The following is a 13,760-nucleotide window of genomic DNA, read 5'->3' as shown; positions in this document are numbered from 1 at the left end:
AGTTTCCTTGTCGAAATCCTAACCAGCTTCTCCAAGGCAGGCCCATAAGTTCGCAGAAAGCCTTCCCATACAAGAGGACCAATCATTTTACCCACTGCCATACGTAAAAGAGGCTATTCCATATCACCTCTGAGGTGACTATGAAATAGCCTCTTCATTGTTTATTTTTATTTTCTCTTCAGCTTATTGGTTTTTCCCATCAAATATAACAGATACGGCGCACCCAGCAGTGCGGTAACGATACCGGAAGGCAGTTCCTTCGGAATAATAACCACTCTTCCGATCCAGTCTGCTCCAGCCAGCAGAATGCCGCCGAGCAGTGCGGCGATGACCATGGATTGCCGATGACGGGCACCAACCAGCATTCTGGCAGCATGCGGCGCAAGCAGTCCGATAAAGCCGACCGAGCCGACATTCGCTGCGGCAATGGATGCCAGCAGCACCGCTATGATAGCCACATACACTCTTGTATTCCGTACATGAAGGCCAAGACCTGTAGAGCTTTCCTCGCTAAAAGTCAGCAGGTCCACCTTCCGTCCGAGCCATGCGGCCAGGGGCAGCAGAATCAGAATTGCCGGAACAATCCGCTGAACCTCCGTCCATCCCCGGTTATACGTGCTTCCCGCCATCCAGGATAAGGCTGGGGCGACGTCGACCTTCGCATGAACGATCATCAGATTGATAATGGCAGACCCCAGCGCGGCAACGGCAATACCAACCAGCGTGAGAATCGTCGGATGAAGCCCTCTCTTCCAGGAGACCGCGTACACCAGAGCAGCCGCAGCCATTCCCCCAAGCACTGCGCCGACCGGTACCCAGTCGGCAGACAATGAGGGGAAGCCCACCATCAGGAGCAGCGCTCCTGCACCGGCTCCGCTGGTTACCCCGATCACCTGCGGATCGCCCAGTGGATTTCGGACGGCATTCTGGAGGAGGCTGCCGCTGACTGCAAGCGCCATACCGGACAGCCCTGCCGTAAGCAGCCTCGGCAGCCTGAAGTCCAGCAGGATCTGGCGATACATCGCATCGCCGCCTCCGGTAAGTACAGCCCACACCTCCGCCAAGGGGATGCGCAGTGTACCGCTCATCAGGCTGAGCACCCATACGACCACGAGCAGTACGCTCAGCAGCACAACCAGAACCGGATACGGAATCCGGCGCAGGCTTGTGCCCGCCATCATCGATCCCCCTGAACTGCCGCGTCCGCCGATAAGCGTACGGGATACCCGCAGTGCCAGCCAGATGAGACAGGGTGCGCCGATCATCGCGGTAATGGCACCGACCGGGAGCTCTCCGTATGCGTTGATGAACATTCTGGCTACTGTATCAGCCCCGACCAGGAGCACCGAGCCCCATACGGCCGCCAGCGGAATTAATCCGGCATGCCGGACCACGCCCGACAAACGTACCAAATGGGGAGCCACCAGCCCGATAAAACCAATTGGACCAACCACACTTACCGTCACGCAGGCCAGTACAATAGCTGCTCCCATCGCAAGCAAGCGGGTGATTCCGACTTTTTGACCAAGCGAACGCGCCGACTCTTCATTCAGCGTGAGAATATCCCACTGGCGTACCGCCATATACAGCACGATCAACCCGCCGATGATCCAGGGCCATGAAAAAGCTACGCCATCCCAGTCATTCTGGATCAGCGAGCCCGATCCCCATAGAAAAATCCCCTGTGTCGCTTGCTGGTTCAACAGCAGAAGCGCACTCGTAACCGAGGAGAGAACCAGGGTTACGATCATGCCGGACAAGGCAATCCGCAGGGGCGAGCCCTGCGTCCTCCCCGCTAGTGCATAGACGGCTACAGCCGCCAGTGTACCCCCGGCAACTGCCAGCGGAAGAGCATATTGATGCAGCAGTCCCGGCCAGAAGATCATTCCAGCCACGACAGCCAAGTAGGCACCCGAATTGACGCCAAGCGTTGTTTCCGATGCGAGCGGATTGCGCGTGACAGTCTGCATGAGCACACCCGATACCGCCAGGGCAGCACCCGCCAGCAGCCCCATCACCGTGCGCGGAAGCCGCACGCTGCGAATAAGATGATGATCCGCGATGTCCTGCGGAGACACCAAAGCCTGCACAACCGTTTTGACCGATATATCCGCAAGGCCTTGCGTTAAACTGATGAATGTAAGGAATAGAAGTGCCGCAAGACCCGCTGCCAGCATCCATAACGGCTTCCAGCCCACGCCAGTGGAACGGGGCAGGGCTGGATGGATGCTCATCGGCTTAGCGCCTTGAGCTAGTTTCTTGCCGGGACTCATTGTGTGAGCAGATCAGCTGTCTTCCGAGCCATCGTCTGGGCAGACAACGGGCCGCCGTATGGCCACATGTCACCACCAAGTGCATATACGCGGTTTTCTTTCACAAAATTCAAACCTTTCCAAACTGGATTGTCTTTCAATTGATTCTCAATGACGTTGTCGCTGTCCTGGATAATGTGCAGGAAATTCGCGTCCTGAAGGGCGGGCAGCGCCTCCACGTCAGCTGTGGTAAAACCATAGACTTCAAATTGTTTAGGCTTATAGGCGTTAGTCAGGCCGATATGCTCCAAGATTTTAACCGCCAGTGAATTGTCCGTTGAAATCCGGAACGTCACTGCATTCTGATTGCTGTATCCCATTGCGAGCACAAACGGTTTGTCTGTCATGCCGGCAGCTTCAAGCTTGGATTTGGCATCGGCATATGTTTGGTCCAGATCACTAAGCACTTTGGTCGCTTCCTCTTTTTTGCCAAGCACGTCAGCGATCGTATTAAAGGTATTCACCATCTCTTCATACTGATCCCCTTGTCCCTCACCCGGATAAGGATCGAATACCAATGTAGGCGCGATGCTCTTAAAAGCTTCATAGTTTCCTTCAATATTTGATTTCAAACCGATGATCAGATCCGGCTTCAAGGAAGCAATCAGCTCCACATTTGGCTCTTGACGAGTACCGACGTCGGTCACTTCTGAACCGATCTCGACCGGAATGTTCACCCATTGGTTCATCCCTTCAATATCAGCAATACCAACCGGCTGGATGCCAAGAGCGAGGACATCTTCTGCGTACAGCCATTCCAGTGCCACGATGCGCTTTGGAACGCCCTTAATTTCCGTCTCACCCAGTGCATGCTTAATGGTGCGAGTCTCTGGTGCTGCCTCTGTTTTATCTCCGCCCTGCGCAGCTCCCTGATCTGAATTCGGCGTTCCATTAGAACTACTGCTGTCCTTGGACGCTGTTCCAGCACCGCATCCGGCTAGAACCAAAAGAAATACCAACATGATAAACACGAAACTCTTTTTCTTCATATGACGCATGAAGTTTTCCCCCTCATCTTCTCCTATGTATTGTAGATATTTTTTTATTAATGATTATTAGTGAGAACAATTATCATTATCAACACACTAGATAATGATAATCATTCTCACTGTCTATGTCAATAGAAAATATGCTATCTGACCAGAAACAATCGTAATGCTACGCCCAGCTCTTGTCATAATAGATGACGCCTAAACAAAAATACGATAGCTCCCCAATGTCTTGATAAGCATCAGGGATCTATCGTTATTAACGTTATATCTAGCTGTAAGCCCGGACTTCCACGACCTCGGCGTAAGCCGACCCGTTCGTGCTCTCCACGATTAGTCGGAGTCCTGCAGTTCGGATAGGTGCATCCAGACGGTGAATTCTTTTTCTGCGGCGGTTATCCTGTTCCTCCGTCACTACCTTCCAGTTCCCCTGTTCGTCCAATGCCTCCAGCTTGTAGTCTTTAACCAACTCAGGCAGGATTTCGAACGGCGTTCGATGGTGATGTAGATTGATCAAATCTTCGTTAACATCATCATTGAAAATAAGGTGAATCTCACTAATCTCGTGCTCCTCATCCCACTCCAGCTTCAGCCAAGGCTTCTCTTCAGCACTCATTCGCTCGGACATCCATAGATGTGGACCCCCATAAGGACGTTTGTACCCATCAATAACATGTTCGGGATGATAGGCTCTTGAGTCTGTCGTCGATTTTACGCAGAACAGCTTACGAACCAGCCCCTTCATGCTCCACTCTACCACCGGCTGGCTGTCATCATGATCTTCCAGCGCCTTCGACACGCTGGCAGCTGCACCCCGTTCGAAGGCGAGCAGCCCGCTCAGCGGTTTGGATGACAGGTATAGCGTCAGATCCGAATTTTTGCGCACGATGATAAATGCATTCTGCGGCTCGTTCGGCTGCCAATTCAGCTGGACCGGGACCCACTGCCCCTGCCCCGGCATGATCCGGACAGAAGTATGGAATTCCAGCGCAGCCGGCACATAATTCTCCGGTCGCCCCGTGCTCCAAACCTCCACGGTCAATTCGGTTTCATGTTCGGCATCCAGCAGCCATGCCAGTTCCCCGCCAAGACCCGGGTCGGCCGGCATTAGCATGGCAATGTCCCGCTTCAGCGGATAAGCTTCCTCCGCCTCCTCGGTCACAATCCTCGATAGATGGGAGGATGCGCTGACCTTGGCGCAGCGAGCGTGGTCCGCCAGGTCCTCATTCACCAGCCCAATCACGGCGGCGTCTTGTTTCAATAGCGTCTGCTGAAGCAAGACACTCTGGCTGCGGGACAGCTCCCGCGGTGAGATGCCGTGCTGGACGCACAGCGCTGCAGCCGTGCCAGCCGCTTCGCCCATGACGGCGCAGGTCGCCATCACGCGTGTGGTACCGAAGGCCACGTGGGTGGCGCTGATATTACGCCCGGCGAACAGCATATTGGACACATTAACCGAGTACAGGCTGCGGAACGGAATATGATAATTGCCGTCTGCATGTGTATGCTTCGAACCGCTCTCTTCGGCGTACATGCCCTGCGGCGGATGCAGATCAATCGACCAACCGCCGAAGGCGACGCGATCCTCAAACGGCTGCTGGGCCATAATATCATTCTGCGTCAGCACATAATCGCCGACGAATCGGCGGTATTCCCGCTTGCCCGGCTGGGAACCCACCCACTCCAGTGTCATATTGTCGGCCTCGAACTTGCCGGAATTTTTGATATAGTCCCATATGCCATAGATGACCGACCACAACTCATCGCGGATTCGTTCGTTGTCATGCACGGTGTCAAGCTCCCCGCCCCATTCGATCCACCAGTAATGGCATCCGGAATCTCCGCTGCGAATGACCCGTTTGATCGGGATCGGTGTCTGCGTAATATCTTTGGCAAAGCTCGGTGGGACGAATTTCACCGGATGCCCGGCATCCTTCGTATAGAACAGCAGGGTGCTGCCCAGCAGAACATCATCGGCATGCTCTGGAGCCCAATCCTCACCAAACTCGGATCGTGCTTCCCTCCCGAGCCGGTATTCCGCTCCCGCAAGAAATCCGACCAGCCCGTCCCCGGTACAATCCAGGAAGATTGGACTCTCGAACCGAATGCGCCGCTCCGAGCCCATCATCCAGCCGGTCACCGATCGGATCTGCCGCGCCTCGGGGTCGCCATCAGCCTCAACCTCATGCACGTCCGCATTCAAGAACAGGGTTATATTCGACTCGGCCCGCACGGTCTCCAGCACGATCAAATCCCACAAATACGGATTTCCATCCGGATTCCGGTATTGATTCTCCACGAACATCTCGCCCATAATGCCAGTTTCCCGGGCATAACGGTTCGTTCCGTGGGCTGTCGCTCCACACACCCATACGCGCACTTCACTGCTGGAGTTTCCGCCCAGAACCGGGCGGTTCTGCACAAGCGCCACCTTCTGTCCGAGCCTTGCGGCTGCCACTGCAGCGCATACGCCTGCCAAACCGCCGCCAACCACCGTAATGTCGCTTATTACCGTTTCGTTTCTCATTTTCCGACCCCTTTCTTCGTCAAGTTTTATATAGAGAATTAGTCTTAGCTATCCTTTTACAGCCGCACTCGCTACACCCTGAATAATGTATCTCTGGCCGATCAGGAACACGAGAATCATCGGAATAATGCCTGCCGTTGCCGCCGCCATCATACCGTTGTAATCAACGGTATTCTCCAGTATGAAATTTTGTAGTCCGAGCGGAACTGTATACAGCTTCTGATCGATTAAAAATACCAAGGCATTCTCGTAATCATTCCAGTGCCAGGAGAAATCAATAATGGCCAGTGTAGCCAGCGAGGGTTTGGCCATCGGCAGAATGATCCGGGAAAATATACGGAAGTGTCCCGCTCCGTCGATAAAGGCAGCCTCTGATATTTCATAGGGCACGGAGAGAAAAAACTGCCGCATCATAAACACCCCGAATATCGTAAACATTCCCGGTAATATAAGAGCCCAATGCGTGTTGTAAATGCCGGCCCAATCGAACATGATGAACTTTGGCACAAACAGTACCTGTGGTGGAACCATCATCATGGATAAATAAATCATGAACATGGCATTCCGCCCTTTAAACTCGATCCGGGAAAAACCATAAGCGGCCAGAGCAGACAATAACACCGCTCCCACGGTGCTGATCAAGGCGACTTTCAGCGAGTTAAGATAGTAATGGACAAAGCTGTTCGCCCCGGTCCACACCTTGATATGATGATCCCACATGAAATGAGCAGGAATCCATTTGATCGGGTATTGAAATACTTCCGCCGGCGTCTTGAACGAAGCGCTGATCATCCAGAGGAAAGGAACGATCATAATCACGCTGAAGAACAGCATAACGATCGTGATGATTATTTTCTTATATAAAGCTTTGGTCATATTCCTTCCTCCTTAATAGTGAACCCAGCGCTTCTGGCCGATCCATTGGATAACGGTGAAGATCATGATGATCAAGAACAGCGCCCAGGAGATCGCAGATGCGTAACCCATTTCGTAGTAGCGGAAGGCGTTCTGGTATATAAACAAAGACAACACGGTGGTGCTGTTACCTGGGCCGCCCTGCGTAATGGCTTGAATAATCCCGAACTGCTTGATCGTCATAATAAGCCCGGTAATGAGCAGAAGGAATGTTGTCGGGCTGACAAGCGGCCACAGGATACTGCGAATGGTTTGCCAGGTGCGGGCACCATCGATTTTGGCGGCCTCCAGCAGTTCGGTTGAGACCTCTTGCAGCGCAGCCAGATAGATAATCATGTTGTAACCGAGCATAAACCAGATCCAAATAATGTCGACGGCGTACATGGAAGAATCCATCGTGGACAGCCATCCTGGTGGATTGCTGATGCCAAGCGACTTTAATATTCCGTTGATCGGACCGTTATTGGGATGGAACAGCAGCATCCACACGAAGGCCACGGCGACACCGCTGGTAATGTAAGGCATGAAATATAGGGCACGGAGGAGCTTTTTGAAGTATACCGAGCGGTTCAGAACGACTGCGACGACAAAAGCCAGCCCGATCGATATGGGTACAGAGAGCAGAAAAAACAGCGTATTTTTAATTGAAATGTAGAAGATCTCGTCTCCCAGCATTTTTTGAATATTGGCTAGTCCCACGAATTTCGTGTTCTGGCTCATAAATTTGTAGTCTGTAAACATGAGATAGAACGAATAAATGGCTGGCAAAATAAAAAACAGGATCACGCCGATCATGTTTGGACCGATAAACAGATAACCGAGATACTGCTGCCGTTTCATCCAGGATGTTTTCACATAGCCCCACTCCTCTTGGTCTTATTCATTTCAAGCATACAGGCTGAATCCAGAGGAAATAAGGAACAAAACCTTCGACTTTATGCTACAGAAGTTTGTAATTGATAGACCAAGAGGCTGGAAGCTCCGTGGATTTGTTCTATTCTGTGAAAAAAAGTAGCTTGGTGGAGAAGATCGGCAGGGCGGTGAAGATATCGAGCCTACGATGTCAGTAGGATGAACGATCGCCTCGTGTCATTTTGTTTAGCCCATATATCACTTCACGTCTCCCTCCTTGCTCTCATAAGCCATGGTCATGGTCAAAGCAAAACAAAAAGAGGACTGTCGCCGAAGCGATAATCCTCTTCATATAGGACCGGTCAGTCCACTATTTGCCCTCTTTTAAATATGAGTTATGCCGGTTTACCATGGCTCCCAGGGTTTGATCCAGCGATTGTGCGTCAAGGAAGTATTTCTCATACTCCTGGGCGCGCATATCCATCATCTCTTGCGGCAAGCTCCGTACGTACGTAGGCGTCTTGTCTTCGAATATAACATACATTAATGAATCCAGATCATAAGTCTCTTTCTTATCACCTAGCAGGCTTTTTAACGCTTCTTCCTGATTGGCATCCTTCGAAGCAGGCAATCTTCCGCCCGCAGCCATCGGCGCCATTCCTCCGTCCGCGTACCACTTCAGGAATTCCCAGGCTTCCGCTTGTTTTTTGGAATTGGCATTAATGGAGATGTAATCCCCGAGACCGCCCCTTGTCACATAATCCTCCGCGTTGTCTGTAAGTCTTGGCACAGGGGCGAATGCGATGGTGAAGTCGCGAGGGAAATCGGTAAAGTTATTCGAGCTGCGCAGCAGCCAGGCTCCGATGTTCAGCATAGGCACTTCCCCGCTCAGGAACACCTGCTCCACCGGCATTTTCGAAGTCAGCTGCTCTCCGAGCGGTGGCGTTGTCTTCTCTTCTTTCATCATGACATTCAGTGTTTCAAGCCATTTTTTGACTAGGGGGTGATCCATATTCGAAGTTCCATCCGCCTTGGTGTACCCCTCTTGTGATAACACGGAATCAATTGGGTCAACGAAAGGCTCCATATTCTGAATAAATCCATAGTTGCTGCCTACCTTAAGCTTCTTGGCATATTCGCGCAGCTCATCCCATGTCCATTCCTTCGGAATCGGCAGGCCGGCTGCATCGAGGGCTTCCTTATTCAAAGCGACGAAAAATGCACTCTTGGTGGTCGGCATGCCGTAATACTTGCCGTTGATCTTCCAGCTCTCAGCAATCGGCCCCATTTTCTCATCGATATTGTAATCATCGAATTGACTGAGATCTAAGGCCAGGTTGGACTCTACCCGTTTGGACGTTTGAGAAAGTGTGTAATTCACGAACAGGTCGACATCCTGACCCGTAATCATCGCGGTATCCAGCTTCAGATTGCCGTCATCGTCATTAACGTAGCGGACATATTCAACTTGAATATCGGGATGCTCGGCATTCCATGTATCAATGACTTTTTGCGGCCCCGCCTCTGGCGGCACCCCGCCCCACATCGTAAGTTTGACCGGTCCATCCGATGAAGGCGCTTTCGAATTGTCCGTTCCTTGTCCCTCACTGGTGGTTGCCGTCGTTTTACCGCCGCAGCCCGCGAGAAGACCGAGCAGCAACACGCTGATGAGAAGCATCGCCCAACCTTTTTTATTTCTCACTTTAGAGACCTCCCCGAAAATATGAATGGTTTTGATGCCCTCTCATCGTAGCAGGGAACGGGAGTCGCTTTTAAGCTACATATCCATTCAGTTGATGGAACAAAACGATGAGATTCAAAACCCGGTATCTCTCATTTTCATACATCGATTCGTTCTACTTTGGTCCTTTATGCTGTTGCCTGTATTTACTAGGCGTGAGTCCTGTCAACCGCTTGAAAATTTTGATGAAATAATTATCATTCACAAACCCTACGCGAAGGGCGATCTCGTGAACCGGCAGCTCCGTACGGAGTAGATACTCGGTTGCTTTATCCACCCGGACCTGATGCAAATAATGAATCAAGGTGCGCCCGGTCTTTTTCTTGAATAGTGCGCTCACATAATTTTCGCCCATCATCACGTAGCTCGACATCGATTTCACTGTAATGTCCTGCTCGTAGTGATCATGAATATACCGCAGTATTTTCTGTACTTCCGGATGTGTAGTAATCTCACTAGGAGAAGCTTGATGAGCCAGCTGCGGCGTTATCGTATCCGTGGTCTCTCCCCCTGTAGAAGTTTGATGACCCGGATGATTCTTCATCAATTCCGCATTCATTTTGTGCAGCGTCTCCCGCAGTGTGTTCACACTCATCGACAGCTTTAGAATGTAATTGGATGCACCATATTCCATCGCTTGGCGGACATACTCGAATTCATTCATGCAGGTCAGCATCACAAACCGCGATGTGTATCCCTCTTCCCGGGTTCGGCGCAGAAGCTCCACGCCATCCATTTCCGGCATTATAATATCCGTCAGCACCAGATCAGGCGGATTCCTCCGGATGATCTCAAGCGCCTCTGCACCGTTACCTGCTTCCCCGGCCACCTTGAACCCTAACTCTTCCCAAGCGATAATCTCCCGCACAGACTCTCGCACGAATACTTCATCCTCAACCAGCAGCACCTTCCACATAGGTCTTCCCTCCTTGTTGCCTTGCTATTAAAAGCCGTTTCCAGCCTGTACAGCCTGCCAAAGCACCTGCTACCCTCTCTATGATGAAATCAAGTGATCGTTCTGATAAGGCGTTGAGACGAGCAATGGAATGGAAAATCGAATCCGGGTTCCCTGCTCCGAGGAGACAATCTCCATGCTGCCCTCTTCTTTGAACAGCAGCCGAAGCAGCTCCTGGACATTGCTAAGACCGATGCCGGGGCGTTTGCGCATCCCGTTCGTCTTCCGAGACTGCTCCATGCCCACACCGTTATCCTTCACTTCTACCGCCAGTCGGTTCTGCCCTTCCCGGGTTATCGTAATTTCAATAAAACCCTCCCGCTCCGGCAGTGGCCCAATTCCGTGGATGATGGCATTCTCCACTAGCGGCTGCAAGCTAAGCTTGGGCACAAGTGCATAGAGGATCTCCTCATCATAGGCAAAGGTAACTTCAAACCGGTGATTGTAACGCATCTGCTGAATATGGATATAAGCCTGCACCAGCTCGATTTCATCCTTCAAGTGAACCAGGTCCTTCTCCGTATTCAAACTTGCCTCCAGCAGCTTACCAAGAGACAAGGTAATATTCGTGATATCTTCATTCCCATGACGGATGGCACTCCACTTGACCGTATTGAGCGTATTCAGCAGAAAATGCGGGTTCATCTGAGCCAGCAGCATATGAAAATGCACAGCCTCCTTCTGCCTCTCCTCCGCTTTTAATCGATGAATCAGCACATCCATGTCGTCAAGCATGGAATTGAACGTCTGCGTCAGCTCCAGCATCTCGCCTCTAAATTTGCGTTCCGGCAGCCGAATTTTCAGATTTTTGCGGACAACCGCCTTCATCTTATTCTGCAAGTGGGATAACGGCCGGGTAATCGTGGCGGCAATAAGGAAGGTCATGATAAGAAACGCGCCGGTCAGCAGGAAAAAGGTCATGAAATATTGCTGCTTCAGTTCCTCAATCTCATTAAAGAGCACCGACAGCGGGATCCGGTTCACGATATACCAGTCCAGCGATTCCACATAAATGTAATTCACCAGAGTATCGGAGGCTTTGTCGATAAAATACTTCTGCTTGGGCTCTGCTGCAATTCTGGCTTTCACCCCGCTTGTCAGACTGCTGTTCAAAATCGATTGAGATACATTCTCGCCGGTGCTCGTAATTAGAAAATATTCCTGGCGCAGCGTCGATTGCTTCAATACCGATTGAAACCAAAAGGAATAATCGATGCTGATCCGAGCCATGCCGTACGTCTTGTTGCGAGGAGTTTCCATGTAGGCATACAGCGACAGCAGGTAAGGACTTGTAGAGATATCCCTTAGCACGTAGTTCGCATCGCTCGAAACCCAGTGGTACGATACTCCCTCCATTTGCTGCCGATCAAAACCAGGGTTGTCCCGCAGCTTCTTGTAATCGAGCGCTTCTCTCGGAGAATACGAGGTGTAAGCGTTGCCATAAAAGTCGAGAATCGTGAAGTAGACCGACGGATTATACAGGAAGAAGCTGTTGTTCAAATTTTTGAACTTTTCTTCCATTAGCTTTTTGTTCTCAAGCCCCTGCCGCTGCCCGGGATGGGTCAGCACAGAGGCTACCGTTGAATCCTGCTCCAGAAAAATGAGTGTCTTAAAGGCCACGCTCAACTGATCTTCCAGCGTCCGGTACATCTGTTCCAGATGGCTGTGGCTCTGCTCGCTGATTTTCTCCTGAACCAAGGTCTCGATCCGCTGATAGTTATACAAATTCAAAATGCCAAATGGCAGCAGTATTAGCAGAACAAATGCGGCAAACAGACGGTATTTAAGCTTTTGGGGAAACAGGGATCGTAATCGGTTCAGCACCCTTCCGCACACTCCTTTTGCACTCGCTTGTTCTTCAATTATATCAGCAGCGGTTCACTTGAGGATGGAAATGAAAGAAAATGCATGGATATGTGCGGTCGATGATGGGGACAAGCTCCGTGGATGTGTAGATTTGTTCTATTTTATATTAGGCAAAAAAAGACCAAACTCTCTGAGGAGAGCTTGGTCTTAATCTATTGCATCAATTACATTTCGTGCTCAAGCACGTTCACGATCATACTGGCTAACGTTGAAGTCAGCATTGTCGACACATTGCTTAACACAATGACCGAGGTTCCCTGATCCAGCAGCTTCAGATACGAAGCTGTGTAACCGTTGATTCCTCCATGATGGAAGGCCATGAGACGGTTGGTTCCGGTTCTTGCCCTATTCCAACCATAGCGGTATGGCTGCTGTCCATCCCAAGCGAATAGCTTGGCCAACGTATCGCCCGACAACAGCTTTCCTTCATCCAGCGCGGTGTTCAGTAAATGCAGATCTGGAGCGGTAGAGACGATGCCCCCGGCTGAATAAGCGTTGGACATGTCGATGAACGATGCGTTCTGCAGTTCTCCCTCCGCCGTCATCTCGTAACCGCTCGCCCGGTTGGGCAGGATGACGCTGGATTCCAGGACGGAATTCTTCATGCCCACAGGGCCAAATATGTCCCGTTCCAGAAACTCCGCATATGTTAATCCCGTAACGGTTTCGATAATTTTGCCCAGCAAAATGTACCCGGAGTTCGAATAACTGAAGTTCGCCGGCAGCCCGGACTCCATAGGCAGGGAGCGAATCCAAGCGACAAGTTCGTCGACGGAACGTCTTTGAAGAGATTGAATAATAAAATCCGGCTGCATCGTGATATTCCCGATACCGGAGGTATGGTTCAACAGATGTTTAATTGTTATGCCTTCTGCATGCTTAAAGTCCGAAACATATTGAATCAGACGATCATCAAGGGCGATCTGACCCGATTCAACCAGCTTCAGAATGCCTAAGGCTGTAATGGATTTGGTGACCGAACCGATGCGGAACTTGGTATTTACGGCATTCGGTATATTCCATTCCCGGTTTGCCAGACCGAAGGCCTCCTGATGGAGGATTTCCCCTTGGTGCGAAACCAGAATGGCTCCATGAAATGACTCTGCGTTTTGATTGAGATAAGAATGAATAGTTGAAGTTAACATGTTCTTCAGGCACTCCTTTATTATAAGAAATAGAGTTTTGTTAAGTACCTGAAGTAAGATCTAAGGGCAAAACAGACTACCTCCCAGCAGTTTATAATCATCTTGCAGGACAGATTCGCCCTGTCTATAACAGTATAACAAGGTTCTCAGGTAGGTACTACCTTGTGTAAAGATAGCACTTCATCCAACATCTCACAATCAAGCGACAGCCTCTTCCCTCCTCCCACCCAAAAGCCCGGCTCATGAGACCTCACATGGGCCGGGCTTTCTTTGCTCTCCCATGAGTTGCTACGCTTGAGGCTGCACACCTCCCCCCTGCTCAGGTGCGAATATCGGTGGAGGAGCAGCGCGTTCGCCTTTAAAAGCGGGAAGCCTCCTTAACTTATTCCATTCCAGCTTCCCGATTTTAACAGCGACCGGAACCGATATACGCACCGCTCCACGGCACGATAACAAAG

Annotated in this window: 9 protein-coding genes; all 9 read right to left on the bottom strand. The window is 50.9% G+C overall.

The window, feature by feature from the left end:
- Window positions 1-167: 167 nt before the first annotated feature.
- Complete coding sequence (fhuB, locus tag ABEQ74_RS13265; protein WP_430122641.1) at window positions 168-2,234, bottom strand: Fe(3+)-hydroxamate ABC transporter permease FhuB; 2,067 nt, start codon at window positions 2,232-2,234, stop codon at window positions 168-170.
- Between the two features lie 35 nt (window positions 2,235-2,269).
- Window positions 2,270-3,310, bottom strand: a complete 1,041-nt coding sequence (locus tag ABEQ74_RS13260; protein WP_430122640.1) for an ABC transporter substrate-binding protein — start codon at window positions 3,308-3,310, stop codon at window positions 2,270-2,272.
- Window positions 3,311-3,572: 262 nt separating this feature from the next.
- Entirely contained in the window at window positions 3,573-5,828 is a 2,256-nt protein-coding gene (locus ABEQ74_RS13255; protein ID WP_430122639.1) for an FAD-dependent oxidoreductase, read from the bottom strand.
- A 48-nt stretch (window positions 5,829-5,876) separates the two neighbouring features.
- Window positions 5,877-6,704, bottom strand: a complete 828-nt coding sequence (locus tag ABEQ74_RS13250; protein ID WP_430122638.1) for a carbohydrate ABC transporter permease — start codon at window positions 6,702-6,704, stop codon at window positions 5,877-5,879.
- Window positions 6,705-6,716: 12 nt separating this feature from the next.
- Complete coding sequence (locus ABEQ74_RS13245) at window positions 6,717-7,598, bottom strand: carbohydrate ABC transporter permease (RefSeq protein ID WP_430122637.1); 882 nt, start codon at window positions 7,596-7,598, stop codon at window positions 6,717-6,719.
- A gap of 367 nt (window positions 7,599-7,965) precedes the next feature.
- A complete protein-coding gene (locus tag ABEQ74_RS13240) occupies window positions 7,966-9,297 on the bottom strand; it encodes an ABC transporter substrate-binding protein (protein WP_430122636.1) in 1,332 nt (443 codons plus the stop codon).
- 154 nt (window positions 9,298-9,451) lie between these two features.
- Window positions 9,452-10,252 carry a response regulator gene (locus ABEQ74_RS13235; RefSeq protein WP_430122635.1) on the bottom strand — a complete coding sequence of 267 codons (801 nt, stop codon included), beginning with the start codon at window positions 10,250-10,252 and terminating at the stop codon, window positions 9,452-9,454.
- A gap of 78 nt (window positions 10,253-10,330) precedes the next feature.
- A complete protein-coding gene (locus ABEQ74_RS13230; protein WP_430122634.1) occupies window positions 10,331-12,115 on the bottom strand; it encodes a sensor histidine kinase in 1,785 nt (594 codons plus the stop codon).
- A 206-nt stretch (window positions 12,116-12,321) separates the two neighbouring features.
- Window positions 12,322-13,302 carry a serine hydrolase domain-containing protein gene (locus tag ABEQ74_RS13225; RefSeq protein ID WP_430122633.1) on the bottom strand — a complete coding sequence of 327 codons (981 nt, stop codon included), beginning with the start codon at window positions 13,300-13,302 and terminating at the stop codon, window positions 12,322-12,324.
- Window positions 13,303-13,760: the final 458 nt, after the last annotated feature.

This window comes from Paenibacillus solani (assembly GCF_050475945.1).
Taxonomy (GTDB): domain Bacteria; phylum Bacillota; class Bacilli; order Paenibacillales; family Paenibacillaceae; genus Paenibacillus_AQ; species Paenibacillus_AQ solani_A.
The sequence above is the reverse complement of the archived record's forward strand: the minus strand, read 5'-3'. Positions and strand labels throughout refer to the sequence as shown.